This window comes from Halococcus sediminicola, from assembly GCF_000755245.1.
Taxonomy (GTDB): Archaea; Halobacteriota; Halobacteria; order Halobacteriales; family Halococcaceae; genus Halococcus; species Halococcus sediminicola.
This window is the reverse complement of sequence record NZ_BBMP01000006.1, coordinates 118,747-131,851: the sequence shown is the minus strand read 5'-3', so window position 1 is coordinate 131,851 and position 13,105 is coordinate 118,747. Positions and strand designations below refer to the sequence as shown.

The window sequence follows — 13,105 nt, the reverse complement described above, 5'->3', positions numbered from 1 at the left end:
ATGCCCGAGATTTCACTCGACGAGGACACGATAGACCGTCTCGATGCCCTCCGCGTCGAGGAAGAGTCCTACGACGAGATCGTGACCGAACTCATCAACATCTACGAGACCGAAGAGCGCACGCTCTTTCGCGGCGGCAGTCCCTAGTCGCGCGCGGCGGCGCGGATCTCGTCCCACTTCCCGCGCTCTTCGAGGTGGGTCTGTAGTCGGTCGGCGTACTCCCCGGCGAGCCGTTCGGCCGCCGCGAGCTGCTCGTCGCTACCGTCATTGCCACCGAGCATCCCTCTGAGCGAATCGACGATGCCGCCGGAGTCGTCGGCTCCGCCCATCGAGTTCGTTCGTGCATCGATGTTTTCGAGTTCGTCCATCACGTGGGGCAGTTTCTCGGTATCGGCGACGAGGCGGGCGGAGTCCGTCTCCGGGTCGTGGATCTCGAACTCGACGGCCGTCATGATCAATCCCCACTGCTGGCGGCTGAACTGTGAGTTTTCGACGGCATCGGCGAACTCCTGATCGACGGTCATCCGGTCGCCGACGATGCGGTCTCGCCACGCGCGCGTGCTCATAGCCGGATGTGGGGGAGGCGATGGTATCAGCCTTTCCGCGCTGCGGTACTGTCGAGATCGTGTGCGGGCGAGCTATCGCGCCTGCTCGACGGCGTCGAGCGCGTCGGGGTTCTCGATGGAGTCCATGTCGCCCAACTCCTCGCCCCGATAGACCGACGCGATGGCGCGGCGGATGATCTTGCCCGACTGGGTCTTCGGAAACTCCTCGACGAACAGGACTTCGCGCGGCCTGAACGGCTTGCCGAGTTCCTCGCCGACTTGCGCCGTGAGTTCCTCGCGCAGTGCGTCCGAGGTTTCCACACCGTCTTCAAGGACGACGTAGGCAACCACCGCCGTTCCCGTCGTGTCGTCGGGGACGCCGACCGCGGCGGCCTGATTCGCTTTCTCGTGTTCGATGAGCGCCGCCTCGACCTCCGCCGGACCGACTTTCCGCCCGGCGACGTTGAGCGCGTCGTCGGCCCGCCCGTGCAGGAACCAGAGGCCGTCCTCGTCTTTCTGTGCCCAATCGCCGTGATTCCAGAGCGGTGGGTCCTCGAAGGTCGACCAGTATTCCTCCAGATACCGGTCGTCGCCGCTCCAGAGGCTCTTGGTCATCGAGGGACACGAATCGCGCGCTACCAGAAAGCCCCTTTCGTGTTCGTCGGCCACGCTCTCGCCCGCCGCGTTCACGATGTCGATGTCCATCCCCAGCCCTGGGCCGCCGAGTGTGCAGGGTTTCAGCGACTGTATCGGCATCGGCATCAGGAAACAGCCACAGATCTCGGTCCCGCCGGAGATGTTGATGATCGGTGTGTCGCCGCCGCCCACGTTCTCGTAGAACCAGCACCACGATTCGGGGTCCCACGGCTCGCCGGTCGAGCCGAGTAATCGAAGACTGGAGAGGTCGTGACCGGCGACCCAGTCGTCGCCCTTTTTGCGCAGCGCGCGGATGGCCGTCGGCGAGATGCCAAACTGCGTGAGGTCGTGGTCGTCGATCATCCGCCAGAACCGATCGGGTTCCGGATGGTCCGGTGCGCCCTCGTACATCATGACCGTGCCGCCGAGGGCGTGATTGCCGATGAGCGTCCACGGTCCCATCATCCAGCCGATATCGGACACCCAGAAGAAGCGGTCGTCGTCCTTGTGGTCGAACCCGAAGTGGATCTCCTTCGCACACTGCATGAGGATGCCCGCGTGCGTGTGGACGATGCCCTTCGGCGTGCCGGTGGTCCCCGACGAGTAGAGCAGCATCGACTCCTGTGAGGCGTCGAGTTCCTTCGTGTCGTACTCGGCCGACTGCTCGCCGACGGCCTCGCTCCACGTCTCGTCCCGTGTGTCGTCCCACGGCACTTCGCCGTCGTTCTCGGGGGTTAGTCCCAGCCTATCGAAGACGACGGTGTGCTCGACGTGACCCGCCTCGGCGATGGCGTCGTCGGCAGCCCCTTTCAGTCGGACCTCGCTGCCGCGGCGGTAGAACCCATCGCCCGTAAAGAGGACCGTGGGTTCGGCGTCGGCGAGTCGGGTGGCGGTCGCATCGACGCCAAAGCCCGAGAAGACGGGCACGGCGATCGCGCCGACCTTGAAACAGCCGTACAGGATCGAGATGACCTCGGGGACCATCGGCATGTACAGTCCCACGGTGTCGCCGGTCTCGATACCGCGCTCTTCGAGGGCGTTGGCCACCCGGTTGGCCTGCTCGTGAACGTCTCCGAACGTCAGTTCGCGGACCTCGCCGAGTTCGCCCTCCCAGATACACGCCACCTCGTCCCGTGTCTCGCCCTCGGCGTAGCGGTCGAGCGTGTTGTGCGCGACGTTGATCGTCCCCCCGGGGTACCACTCCGAGAACTGCGGGCCATCCGAATTGTCGCGCACTCGGTCGTACTCCTCGTAAAACTCGATGTCGAGGTAGTCGACGAGTTCGTCCCAGAACCACTCGATGCCCGACTCCTCGACGCCCTCAACGTCGCCGCAGGTTCTGGCGACGAGTTCGTCGTAGTCGTCGATATCGTACTCCTGCATGAACGCCCACACGTTCGTCGATTCGACGAATTCCTGTGAAGGGTCGTGGACGATGTCGTCGGTATCGGGTACGGAGGTCATCGTGATTTGGCCCTTCCGTCGGATTCGACAAGTATCTTTGTGCGGCGAGCGGCCGCCGGTTCCGGGAAAGAGTTATGCCTTCGGGATAAGCCATCGTACTCGTCATGTCAGCAGACGCCGGCGGAACGGTGGTTCAGCGCCTCGGGTCGCGCATCGCGGACGTGGTCGAACGGTGGATGCCGAGTCCGTTTCTGTTCGCCATCATCCTGAGTTACATCGTCTTCCTCGGCGGCATCGTCATCGAGGGCGCAGGCCCAGGGGCGATGGTCGGCTACTGGTACGACGGTTTCTGGACGCTGTTGACCTTCGCCATGCAGATGGTGCTCATCCTCGCCACCGGCTACGTCCTCGCCTACCACCCGCTCGTCCGGCGAGCCATCGAACGCGTCGCCGCGATACCGAACAGCGGCAAGCAGGCAGTCGTCCTCGTGGGCGTGCTCGCGATGGTCGTTTCGTGGGTGCAGTGGGGGCTGGGTCTCATCGTCGGCGCGGTGCTCGCCCGCGAGATGGGCCGACAGGCCGACCGCCGCGGGCTTGCCGTCCACTATCCCCTCCTCTGTGTCGCTGGCTACATGGGTCTCGGCCTGACGTGGCACTGGGGGCTTGCGGGCTCTGCTCCGCTGTTGATGAACACACCGGGCAACGTCTTCATCGAACAGGGCATCGTCGATGGTCTCATCTCGACTTCCCAAACCATCTTCAGCACGTACTCGCTCGCACTCACGGTGTTAGGAATCGCGTACGCCGCCATCGCGCTGTATCTGCTCTCGCCCTCGCCCGAGGAGGCAGAGGGCATCACCGAGTTCGTTCCAAAGAGTCAACTCGGCGGCGCGGCCGCCGATGGCGGGCAGGAGCCGCCGACTGACTCGGCCGTCGAGTCGGCCGGTGGCGAGCGAACGATTGGCGACCGAATCAACAACAGCCGTGCGGTCGGCGCGGTCATCGCGCTCACCGGCGTCGCCGTCGCGCTCTGGACGTTCTCCCAGGAGGGGCTGGGCGCGCTCAACCTCAACGTGGTGAACTTCGCCTTCCTATTCATCGGACTGGCGCTGTTTACGCGCCCGCGAGCCTACGAGAACGAGTTCGGCGAGGCGGTCATGGCAACTAGTGGAATCATCCTCCAGTTTCCCTTCTACGCCGGTATCATCGGCATGATGAACTCGTCGGGACTGTCGACGACGCTCGCCGAGGCGCTCGTGTCGGTTTCGACGCCCACAACCTTCCCGGCCATCGCGTGGATCACAGCGGGGTTCATCAACTTCTTCGTGCCGTCCGGTGGTGGTGAGTGGACCGTCGTGGGACAAACGGTTCTCCAAGCAGCGAACGAACTCGGCGTGCCGCCCGGGAAGGCTGTCGTGGCCTACGCGGTCGGCGACGCCCATACCAACCTGTTCCAACCGTTCTGGGCGCTGCCACTGTTGGGTATCACCGGCATCCGCGCCCGCGACATGTTCGGCTACGCGGCGACGATGTTGCTCCTGCTGATCCCGTTCCTCGCCGTCGCGCTCGTCGTGATTCCCTACTAAGCAACCCTTTTTATGGTCGCCGTGGCTATCACGACCATGTACGTCCGGAACGCGAGAAATCGCGAGGAGGTCTGGCTTCTGGACCACATCGAGGACATGGGTCTCGACGCTGCCGCCTTTCGGTCCCGGGATTACGTCATCGCCATCGACGAGCAAAGCAACGAAAAGGTAGGGTTCGGTCGGGTTCGCATCCACCGTGGTGACGAACGGGTCTGCGAACTCACCGGCATCGGCGTGCTCGAACGGTGGCGCGGACAGGGCGTCGGCGCACACGTCATCGAGCGCCTGCTCGACCGGGCGGGAGACGAGGGCTTCGAGACGGTGTATTCGCTCACCGACGAGGCTCAGTATCTCGAACGGTTCGGTTTCGAGCGCCGCGACCGGGCGGACCTCCCCGCGAAACTCGACGAACGACTCGACGAGAAGCACGAGGACAGCGTTCCCGATGCGGTCCCCCTATCGGTATCCATCGAGGAATTTGCGATGCCCGAACGCCTCCGCGAGCGGTTCAAGAACGCCAGCGCCGCCGGTGAGGACGACGAAAACGAGGAAACACCGGAAGACTTCGGCATCGACACCGAGAACGCGACCTACAAGTACGACACCGGGTAGGCAGTCAAACGTTAAGGGCGCGCGCCGCCCATTCGGACCATGTTCGATGCGGAGGACCTCGCCGACATCCGCGCGGCGAAAGACGACTGGGAAGAGGAGACGCTCGCGCCGACGCTCGATCGCTTCGGCGAACGGAAAGAGGAGTTCACGACCGACACCGACGGCCACGAGATAGACCGCCTCTACACGCCCGACGATGTCGGCGAGCGCGATTACGACGACGATTTCGGCTTCCCGGGCGAGGAACCCTACACTCGTGGTGTCTATCCGACGATGTATCGCGGGCGGCTCTGGACGATGCGCCAGTACGCCGGGATGGGTACCGCCAGAGAGACCAACGAGCGCTACCAGTACCTCATCGACGAGGGCCAAACGGGACTGTCGATGGCCTTCGATCTGCCCACACAGATGGGCTACGATTCGGACGCCGGGATGGCCGCCGGCGAGGTCGGCAAATCCGGCGTGGCCATCGACTCGATTCACGACATGGAGACCGTCTTCGAGGGTATCGATCTGGAGGAAGTCTCGACGAGCATGACTATCAACGCGCCTGCCTCGATCCTGTTGGCGATGTACATCGCCGTCGGCGACCGGAAGGGCGTCGACCGCGAGGACCTCCGTGGGACCATCCAGAACGACGTCCTCAAGGAGTACGTCGCGCGCAACACCTACATCTATCCGCCGGAGCCGTCGATGCGAATCATCACCGACATCTTCGAGTTCTGTGCGGCGGAGGTGCCGAACTTCAACACCATCTCGATCTCGGGCTATCACATTCGCGAGGCCGGCTCCTCGGCGGCCCAAGAGATCGCCTTCACGCTCGGTGACGGCATCGAGTACGTCGAGCGCGCGCTCGATGCCGGTCTCGCGGTCGACGAGTTCGCTCCCCAACTGTCCTTCTTCTTCGCCTCGTACAACAACGTCTTCGAGGAGGTCGCCAAGTTCCGGGCCGCCCGCCGGATGTGGGCGAAGATCATGGACGAGCGCTTCGGTGCGGAAAGTCCGAAATCCAAACAGCTCAAGTTCCACACCCAGACTGCCGGCTCGACGCTGACCGCCCAGCAGATCGACAACAACATCGTCAGAGTGGCGTATCAGGCGCTCGCCGGCGTTCTGGGTGGGACCCAGAGCCTCCATACGAACGGGAAAGACGAGGCGCTCGCCCTGCCGACCGAGGAGAGCGTGCGCACGGCGCTCAGAACCCAGCAGATCCTCGCCCACGAGTCGGGCGCGGCCGACACCATCGACCCGCTCGCGGGCAGTTACTACGTCGAGAGCCTCACCGACGAACTGGAAGAAGAAGCCTTCGATATCCTCGAATCGGTCGACGAACGGGGTGGCATGTTACAGGCCATCGACGACCAGTGGGTCCAGCGGGAGGTCCAGGACGTGGCCTTCGAGCGCCAGCGCGAGATCGAGTCGGGCGAACGGACGATCGTCGGCGTCAACGAGTATCAAGTCGACGAAGAACCCGAAGTCGACATCGAGGAAGTCACCGAGGAGGACCAACAGCGCCAGCGCGAGCGCCTCCAGGAAGTCAGGGACGGGCGCGATGATTCGACTGTGGAGGACGCGCTCGCCGCGCTCCACGACGCCGCCGCTGGCGAGGAGAACCTGATGCCGTACATCATCGACGCGGTGAAAGCCGAAGCCACGACCGGCGAGATCGCCGACGCGATGCGCGACGTCTTCGGCGAACATCAAGGCGGGGCCACGCTTTGATGTGGACTGTTTGATCGAACCGAACACGTTTCGTCCGACTTTCTAATCGGACATCTCCGTGCCGAAAGGTATCGGCGGCGAGTGGCCGACGAGCGCTCGCCGGTGACTATCGGCCCGCCCCGTCAGTGGGTGCCCGGACTCTCGACGTAGCCCGGATCGTCCTCGTAGTCACGGTCATAGACCACCATGTTCCGATAGTTCTCGATGATCTCCATGAACTCCGTCTCCTCCCGCTCGGGTACGCCGACCTGTTGGAGGGTTTGCTTGATCGCCGTGTACACGATGTCGAACTCGCGGTCGCTGACTTCGAGGTCTAAGTGTGCCTCCTCCATGTCACGCCCCGCATAGACCTTCGGCCCGCCGGTCGCCTCAATGGACCACGCCGTCACGAGATACTTGAACCCCGCCTCGCCGCCCTCGTGGTGGAACTCCTGGACCGCGGGGTTCTGATTGGCGGCATCGTTGTGATACAGGCGGTCGACCAAGTCGTCCACCGCGCCGGCGATGCCGTAGGCACCGCCGAGGCGCTCATACAGCGACTCCCCGTCGCCGGCCGACGCGGCTTCCGGCTTGGTCTCCGCGTCCGCCGCGGCATCGTCCGGTGTGACCTCCCTGTTCTCCGAATCGGCACCCGTGCTATCTGTGTCAGACACAGACATGCATGGTATTGGTCTGCAATAATTGTTTCTCCAAATTCGTCCGCCGCGCACAACCGTTCGTCCCGTCCGCGATGGTCGTGGCCGATCCACACACTCATCCGCCGTCGCCGACCATATCTCGTATGCACATCGACCACGCCGGCATCGCCACCGACGACGCCAACGGCCTCGCCGACCTCTATGCCGACCTGTTCGACACACCGGTCGTCCACGAGGAGCGCTTCGACGGGATGGAGGTTCGATTTCTCGACTTCGAGGACGGCTATTTCGAACTGCTCGAGCCGGTCGAGGACGGAACCATCGCACGCTATCTCGACAGCAATGGTCCCGGAATCCACCACCTCGCGCTGGCGACCGACGACATCGTGGGCGCGCTCGACAGGATGGACGACCACGGCGTCGAAGCCATCGACGAGGAGCCGAGAGCGGGCGCGTGGGGCCACGAGGTCGCCTTCCTGCATCCGAAATCGACGGGCGGGATTCTCGTCGAGTTGGTCGAACACTAGCTGCCGACGAGCGAATCGAGGATCCGCTCTTGGTTGCCGTCGACGACGGAGAGGTGGCCCTGATTCGGATAGATGTGGCTCTCGGCAGTCGGGATCCGCTCGGTGTAGTGAACACCCATCGAAAGCGGCACGATGTGGTCGTCCTTGCCGTACCACAGCGAGACGGGAACGTCGATGGTCGCGAGGTCGATCCCCCACTCGCGGGCGGGCACCGCGAGATCCGTCGTGAGCGGGCCGTAGCCGTGGTGAGCCGTCGCTTCCAGACCGCTTGCGAGTAATACCTGCCCGATCTCGCCGCGCCAGCGCTTTTCGTCCACCGCGGCACTCGCCGCGGCGCGCAAGGCGAGATACTTTTCGGGGTTCTTGCGAGCGCGGCGGCCGTCGGCACACAGCGAAAGCGTCGCCAGCGGCCGGGCGTGCTCGGCCAGCAGGAAGGGCAATCGGTCGCCGAGACCCACCGATTCGAGCGGCGCGAGCCCGCAGACGATGGCCGCGTGCTCGACATTAGAGAGATCGGCGGCACAGGCGGCCGCGTAGGGCCCGCCGCCGGAAACGCCGAGTACCGGAAACGAATCGAGGTCGAGCGCCGCGGCCAGATCGGCCACGTCGGCGGGCCAGTCGGCGACCGTTCGGTTCGGTAGGGGGTCCGAGACCCCGAGACCGGGGCGCTCGGGCGCGATGATTCGCAGCCCCCGCTCGCGGCCCGCTTGGTCGAGGAGTGCGCCGAACACCCGCGAGTTCGGGAAGCCGTGGAAGACGACCAGCGGGTCGCCAGCGGGGTCGCCACAGTCGGCGTAGCCGAGCGCCCGGCCGTCCCGACACTCGATGGTGCGTGGGTTCTCGCGGATCTCGTGGGCCACGTCGAGCATCGGGCGATCAGTGTAGTCGTCCGTTTTTCGCGTTCCGCGGAGTCGTCCGGCGAGCGCGGCAAGCGGGTTCTGCATGGGTCTCCATCGGGCGAGGAGCAGTTAAATCGTTGTTCTCGAAATCGGTCGGTGGATCCGCGAACCACCGTGCTTCGAGTATCTCATCGTCGTTCGCGGCGGATGCTGGCCTGTCGCCGCGAGCCGCGAACTGCAGCCTGAGCATCGGATACGACCGCTGCTCGTCGCGGTGTTCGATGGTTTCGACCCGTGCGAAGAGAACGTCCGTCACCGCAAGGCGAACGCCGGTCTCTTCCTCGACCTCACGAATCACCGTCGTCACGAGCGAACCGTCACTCGCCTCGTAGCCCCCACCGGGTGTCACCCACGATTCGGGCGTATCGGGGTGGCGAACGAGCAGCACTCGATTCCGACCATCGTAGACGAGCGCGCTGGCGTCGGCGAGCATGCCGGTCTCGCGGACGCGGTCGAGACCGTGCTCGTAGAACGCGGGGTCGTTTTCGACGGTGGTTTCGGTGAGTTCGAAGTCGCCGAAACGTTCGTCCAAATCATCGAGTTCGGCGTCGACTGCTACGCGAGCGTCGTTCTCTGCGGCCATCTCTCGCTTCGCTATCCGCCGCTGGTTGCGGTCGTCGATCCGGAACCGTTCCCGCCGAACGACCGCGGTTCGGACCCCTGTGCAACGATTTCGGTTTCGCCCGTGTCGAGGGTCACGACCATCGCGTGGCCGCCGTAGCCGTGGGTCTGGTCGTGACCACGAACGACGACACGAGTCGTTCCCGAGGGGATTTCGACGGTTTCCGAGCGGGTGAACCGCGTCGTGCCGTGTGGATGGCTGAGTTCGCGCCGGCCGAGTCGCGTTCCGTCGAGCGTTTCGACTTGCCACCAGTTCGCGTAGCCGTCCTCGCCATCGTCGTCGTGATAGAGCGTCACCGCGAAGCGGGAGGACTCCCCGCTCGGTTCGACCGCGACATCGACGACGTTCGCCTCGCGCAGGTCGAGGTCCGAGGCGGTAGTGGTCGTTCGGGCCGCTTCTCCGCTCGATCCGTCGGTCGGCGTCTCGTCACCGGCATCCGTCGGGCCGGCCGTTGCTTCGTCACCGGCCCCGCCGCCGAGGCAGCCAGCGAGCGAAACAGTCGTCGCGGCCGCCGCTCCGACGAACCGTCGCCGTCCGAGTGTGTCACGATCGTGTTGCTGGCCGGTCATGGAGGCGACACGAGTCGGTGAGGCTTCTATCCACCGGAGTCGGTACTGTTCGTCGACCGTCGAGACGGTTGCAGTAGGTGTCGCAGGACAGGGATGACGGAGTGTCGGAGCGGTCTCAGTCCTCGGCGGGCGCTTTCATGTTCTGTGTGTCGAGAATGATCGTGTTGTCGGTGTCGACCACACCATCGACCCGGCCCGTGATGGCAAGACTCGATTTCGGCGTCGGTCCAACGGTCACGGTATCACCCTCGTGGAAATCTCGAACGGAGCCCTGAATGTGGATCTCCGCACGGCACTTCTCGGGGTGGTGGACGCTGAGGAGGTCGATCTCTTGGACGTTGACGTTCTCGACGACTTCGCCATTGTGGCTGAGCGGGACGGATTCGGGCTCGTCCATCTCCTCGATGTCGAGCGCGCTGTAGGCGTTGGCCGTGGGTTTGTAGCCGCCTTTCGGTCCCGGGACACCTTCGACGAGCTGGAGCGCTTTCAGGCTCTGCATCTGGTTGCGGATGGTGCCGGGATTGCGGTCGACCATGTCGGCGATGGCTTCGCCCTTGACCGCACTCTCGCTCTCGCGATAGAGGTCGACGAGCTCCTGGAGAATCTTCTTCTGACTGTCGGTGAGTTCGATAGATGACATATCGTGTCATTCGTCACACCCGACCTTAAACCCGGCGGCTGCCGGTTCGGTGGCCCGCGGGAGGGAGGGCAGGTCGGACGGTTCGTCGCCACGAATTCCGATAGAGATTTCACTGTTCGCCGAGGCTGTCGAGTCATGAACGGACAGCGCGTGCTCGTCACCGGCGGTGCGGGGTTCATCGGTTCGAACCTCGCGAACCACCTCGCGGCGGACAACGACGTGATCGCCCTCGACGACGGCTTCCTCGGTACCCCCGAGAACCTCGATTCTGAAGTCGAGTTCGTCGAAACGAGTGTGCTTGACGACGACCTCCCGACCGACGTCGACGTCGTCTTCCACCTCGCGGCGCTCTCGTCGGGCCCGATGCACGAAGAGAACCCCCAGAAGGGCGCACGGGTCAACGTTGAAGGCTTCGTCAACACCGTCGAGCAGGCCCGCGCCGACGGCTGCGACACCGTGGTCTACGCCTCGACCTCCTCGATCTACGGCGACCGTACCGAACCCTCACCGGAAGACATGGAGGTGAAAGCTCGTACGGGGTACGAGGCTTCGAAACTCGCCCGCGAGCGCTACGGCGAGTACTTCGCCCACTACTACGACATGGACATGGCCGGCCTCCGCTTCTTCTCGGTCTATCAGGGCTACGGCGGCGCCGAGGAACACAAGGGTGAGTTCGCCAACCTCATCGCCCAGTTCGCCGACGACATCGCCAACGGCGACTCGCCGGTGATCTACGGCGACGGCACGCAGACGCGCGATTTCACCCACGTCGACGACATCGTTCGCGGCCTCGAACGTGCCGCCGAGGAGCGCCTGACGGGCATCTACAACCTCGGGACGGGAGAGAGCTACACCATCAACACGCTCGTCGAGCGCCTTACCGACGAACTCGATTCGGATATCGAGCCCGAATACATCGAGAACCCGATCCCCGACCACGCCTACGTCCACGACACGATGGCCGACACCTCGAAGATGAAGGCGGCGACCGGCTGGGAACCCGAGATCGACTTCGACGAAGGTATCCGGCGCGTCTGCGCACAGTACCAGTAAAACGTCGTTTTTTATACCGCCCACACACAGGTTCGCCATGACGATTCGGACTATCGGCGTCCCGATGGATCTCGGTGCCGACCGGCGTGGCGTCGACATGGGCCCGTCGGCGATACGGTATGCCGGTCTGTCGGCGGCGCTCGACGGTATCGACCGCTCGACCGTCGAGCGGGGCGATCTCACGGTGCCACACGCCGAGGAGCGCGACCCGGACGAGGAGACGAGCAACGCGAAGTATCTCGCCGAGATCGAGTCGATCTGTACGCGACTCGCCGACGAGGTGGCCGGCACGCTCGCCGACGGCGCGCTGCCGCTCGTCCTCGGCGGCGACCACTCCATCGCCATCGGCACGCTCGCGGGCGCATCGCGGGGGGCCGACATCGGCGCGGTCTGGTTCGACGCCCACAGCGACGTCAACACGCCCGCAACCACTCCGTCAGGAAACGTCCACGGCATGCCGCTGGCGGCCGCACTCGGGATGGGGAGCTTCGCCGACACGCCGTGGGCGAACGCCTCGAACCTCGCCGAGGAGAACGTCGCGCTCGTCGGCTTGCGCAGCGTCGACGATCCAGAACGCGAGCGCATCCGCGACAGCGAGATGACGGCGTTCACGATGTCCGACATCGACGAGCGTGGCGTCGTCTCGGTCACCGAGGAGGCGCTCGCCGTCGCCACCGACGGCGTCGACGGGATGCACGTGAGCCTCGATATGGACTGGCTTGATCCCTCCCACGCGCCCGGCGTGGGCACTCCCGTCAGAGGGGGCGTCACCTACCGCGAGGCCCACTCGGCGATGGAACTGGTGGCCGACCACGACGACGCGCTGCGCTCGCTCGAAGTCGTCGAAGTGAATCCGATCCTCGACTCGCACAACGAGACCGCCGAACTCGCCACCGAACTCGCCGCGAGCGCGCTCGGCAAGCGCGTGCTGTAGCTCACCCACCGCTCCACCCACGGCTGACTGGCGAGCACTTCGACAACCCACGACCCTCGCCGTCACCGTTAACCCGCTGGCGACGAAGTACTCGGTATGAGCACGGCTGCAACCGCCGACGAGACACCGACGATCGAGGTCTCGGAGACCGCCGCCGAGCAGGCGCTCGACCTCCTCGACGGCGAGGGCATGGACACCGGGGTCGCTGGCCTCCGCCTGTTCGTCCAGCAGGGTGGCTGTGCGGGTCTCTCCTACGGGATGCGCTTCGACGGTGAACCCGAAGCCGACGACCAAGTGTACGAACACCACGACCTCCGGGTGTTCGTCGACCCCGCGAGCATGAACTACATCGGCGGCAGTGTCCTCGACTTCGAGGGCGGTCTCCAGGGCGCTGGCTTCCACGTCGAAAATCCGAACGTCGTCAGCGAGTGTGGCTGCGGCGAGTCGTTCCGAACATAGTCGCCCACTTTTTTACACGGGATCCTCGGCTCGCTTGCGCTCGCCTCGAACCCCGTCCAAAAACCTGGACTAAAAACTCCCGCTCGCTCACTTCGCTCGCGGCGAACCGCGCTCGTTTCACTCGCGCGGATGCTGATGCTCTCCGCAAACCGCACAGCACCACAGAAGCCCTCGACCGCTCGCTTCGCTCACGGTCTTGCCCTTCATCCGCAAGGAACCGCTACCGCAACCGCACAGCCGCCGCTGGCGGCAGCGTGAA

General features: G+C 64.6%; 15 protein-coding genes. 8 read left to right on the top strand and 7 right to left on the bottom strand.

The genetic code is table 11. The annotated features are described in order from the left end of the window. Positions 1 to 147, top strand: a complete 147-nt coding sequence (locus ACP97_RS20315) for a DUF7557 family protein (protein WP_202593548.1) — start codon at positions 1 to 3, stop codon at positions 145 to 147. On the opposite strand, the gene ACP97_RS03580 is transcribed toward ACP97_RS20315, so the two are convergent. Together ACP97_RS03580 and ACP97_RS03575 are read right to left on the bottom strand one after the other, a co-directional pair. Then, the gene (locus tag ACP97_RS03580) at positions 144 to 566 is read right to left on the bottom strand and encodes a DUF5799 family protein (protein ID WP_049996471.1); all 423 of its coding nucleotides are present in this window, start codon (positions 564 to 566) and stop codon (positions 144 to 146) included. The genes ACP97_RS20315 and ACP97_RS03580 overlap by 4 nt on opposite strands. 72 nt (positions 567 to 638) lie before the next feature. Further along, complete coding sequence (locus ACP97_RS03575; protein WP_049996470.1) at positions 639 to 2,645, bottom strand: AMP-binding protein; 2,007 nt, start codon at positions 2,643 to 2,645, stop codon at positions 639 to 641. 104 nt (positions 2,646 to 2,749) lie between these two features. Here ACP97_RS03575 and ACP97_RS03570 point away from each other — a divergent pair, with 104 nt between their 5' ends. Genes ACP97_RS03570 through ACP97_RS03560 form a run of 3 tightly spaced genes read left to right on the top strand, consistent with a single transcriptional unit; the run spans position 2,750 to position 6,505 of the window. Continuing rightward, complete coding sequence (locus ACP97_RS03570; protein ID WP_049996469.1) at positions 2,750 to 4,171, top strand: short-chain fatty acid transporter; 1,422 nt, start codon at positions 2,750 to 2,752, stop codon at positions 4,169 to 4,171. A gap of 36 nt (positions 4,172 to 4,207) precedes the next feature. Continuing rightward, positions 4,208 to 4,783, top strand: a complete 576-nt coding sequence (locus tag ACP97_RS03565; RefSeq protein WP_049996591.1) for a GNAT family N-acetyltransferase — start codon at positions 4,208 to 4,210, stop codon at positions 4,781 to 4,783. A 39-nt stretch (positions 4,784 to 4,822) separates the two neighbouring features. Next, positions 4,823 to 6,505: an acyl-CoA mutase large subunit family protein gene (locus ACP97_RS03560; RefSeq protein WP_049996468.1), complete on the top strand. Its 1,683-nt coding sequence runs from the start codon at positions 4,823 to 4,825 to the stop codon at positions 6,503 to 6,505. 122 nt (positions 6,506 to 6,627) lie between these two features. Here the strand turns inward: ACP97_RS03560 and ACP97_RS03555 are convergent, their stop codons facing one another. Then, on the bottom strand, positions 6,628 to 7,158 hold the full coding sequence (locus ACP97_RS03555; RefSeq protein ID WP_237561080.1) for a group I truncated hemoglobin: 531 nt from the start codon (positions 7,156 to 7,158) through the stop codon (positions 6,628 to 6,630). A gap of 128 nt (positions 7,159 to 7,286) precedes the next feature. Here ACP97_RS03555 and mce point away from each other — a divergent pair, with 128 nt between their 5' ends. Further along, on the top strand, positions 7,287 to 7,670 hold the full coding sequence (mce, locus tag ACP97_RS03550) for a methylmalonyl-CoA epimerase (protein WP_049996467.1): 384 nt from the start codon (positions 7,287 to 7,289) through the stop codon (positions 7,668 to 7,670). Here mce and ACP97_RS03545 read toward each other — a convergent pair. The 4 genes from ACP97_RS03545 to ACP97_RS03530 form a co-directional block, all read right to left on the bottom strand. Continuing rightward, complete coding sequence (locus ACP97_RS03545) at positions 7,667 to 8,614, bottom strand: alpha/beta fold hydrolase (protein WP_049996466.1); 948 nt, start codon at positions 8,612 to 8,614, stop codon at positions 7,667 to 7,669. The two genes, mce and ACP97_RS03545, sit on opposite strands and share 4 nt — an antisense overlap. After that, the gene (locus ACP97_RS03540) at positions 8,547 to 9,152 is read right to left on the bottom strand and encodes an NUDIX hydrolase (protein WP_079977541.1); all 606 of its coding nucleotides are present in this window, start codon (positions 9,150 to 9,152) and stop codon (positions 8,547 to 8,549) included. Before ACP97_RS03540 ends, ACP97_RS03545 begins: the two co-directional genes overlap by 68 nt. An 11-nt stretch (positions 9,153 to 9,163) precedes the next feature. Continuing rightward, on the bottom strand, positions 9,164 to 9,760 hold the full coding sequence (locus ACP97_RS03535) for a hypothetical protein (RefSeq protein WP_049996465.1): 597 nt from the start codon (positions 9,758 to 9,760) through the stop codon (positions 9,164 to 9,166). 115 nt (positions 9,761 to 9,875) lie between these two features. Beyond that, the gene (locus tag ACP97_RS03530; protein WP_049996464.1) at positions 9,876 to 10,400 is read right to left on the bottom strand and encodes an Rrf2 family transcriptional regulator; all 525 of its coding nucleotides are present in this window, start codon (positions 10,398 to 10,400) and stop codon (positions 9,876 to 9,878) included. A 135-nt stretch (positions 10,401 to 10,535) separates the two neighbouring features. Here ACP97_RS03530 and ACP97_RS03525 point away from each other — a divergent pair, with 135 nt between their 5' ends. The 3 genes from ACP97_RS03525 to ACP97_RS03515 all read left to right on the top strand — a co-directional run bounded on the left by ACP97_RS03525 (position 10,536) and on the right by ACP97_RS03515 (position 12,846). After that, complete coding sequence (locus ACP97_RS03525; protein ID WP_049996463.1) at positions 10,536 to 11,453, top strand: NAD-dependent epimerase/dehydratase family protein; 918 nt, start codon at positions 10,536 to 10,538, stop codon at positions 11,451 to 11,453. A gap of 37 nt (positions 11,454 to 11,490) precedes the next feature. Continuing rightward, positions 11,491 to 12,387, top strand: a complete 897-nt coding sequence (rocF, locus tag ACP97_RS03520) for an arginase (protein ID WP_049996462.1) — start codon at positions 11,491 to 11,493, stop codon at positions 12,385 to 12,387. 96 nt (positions 12,388 to 12,483) lie between these two features. Continuing rightward, complete coding sequence (locus tag ACP97_RS03515) at positions 12,484 to 12,846, top strand: HesB/IscA family protein (protein WP_049996461.1); 363 nt, start codon at positions 12,484 to 12,486, stop codon at positions 12,844 to 12,846. Positions 12,847 to 13,105 lie beyond the last annotated feature (259 nt).

Coding starts and splice junctions, on each gene's coding strand:
- ACP97_RS03515 (WP_049996461.1), top strand. CDS start 12,484: ATGAGCACGGCTGCAACCGCCGACGAGACACCGACGATCGAGGTCTCG.
- ACP97_RS03575 (WP_049996470.1), bottom strand. CDS start 2,645: ATGACCTCCGTACCCGATACCGACGACATCGTCCACGACCCTTCACAG.
- ACP97_RS03535 (WP_049996465.1), bottom strand. CDS start 9,760: ATGACCGGCCAGCAACACGATCGTGACACACTCGGACGGCGACGGTTC.
- ACP97_RS03525 (WP_049996463.1), top strand. CDS start 10,536: ATGAACGGACAGCGCGTGCTCGTCACCGGCGGTGCGGGGTTCATCGGT.
- ACP97_RS03545 (WP_049996466.1), bottom strand. CDS start 8,614: ATGCAGAACCCGCTTGCCGCGCTCGCCGGACGACTCCGCGGAACGCGA.
- ACP97_RS20315 (WP_202593548.1), top strand. CDS start 1: ATGCCCGAGATTTCACTCGACGAGGACACGATAGACCGTCTCGATGCC.
- mce (WP_049996467.1), top strand. CDS start 7,287: ATGCACATCGACCACGCCGGCATCGCCACCGACGACGCCAACGGCCTC.
- rocF (WP_049996462.1), top strand. CDS start 11,491: ATGACGATTCGGACTATCGGCGTCCCGATGGATCTCGGTGCCGACCGG.
- ACP97_RS03580 (WP_049996471.1), bottom strand. CDS start 566: ATGAGCACGCGCGCGTGGCGAGACCGCATCGTCGGCGACCGGATGACC.
- ACP97_RS03530 (WP_049996464.1), bottom strand. CDS start 10,400: ATGTCATCTATCGAACTCACCGACAGTCAGAAGAAGATTCTCCAGGAG.
- ACP97_RS03540 (WP_079977541.1), bottom strand. CDS start 9,152: ATGGCCGCAGAGAACGACGCTCGCGTAGCAGTCGACGCCGAACTCGAT.
- ACP97_RS03560 (WP_049996468.1), top strand. CDS start 4,823: ATGTTCGATGCGGAGGACCTCGCCGACATCCGCGCGGCGAAAGACGAC.
- ACP97_RS03565 (WP_049996591.1), top strand. CDS start 4,208: ATGTACGTCCGGAACGCGAGAAATCGCGAGGAGGTCTGGCTTCTGGAC.
- ACP97_RS03570 (WP_049996469.1), top strand. CDS start 2,750: ATGTCAGCAGACGCCGGCGGAACGGTGGTTCAGCGCCTCGGGTCGCGC.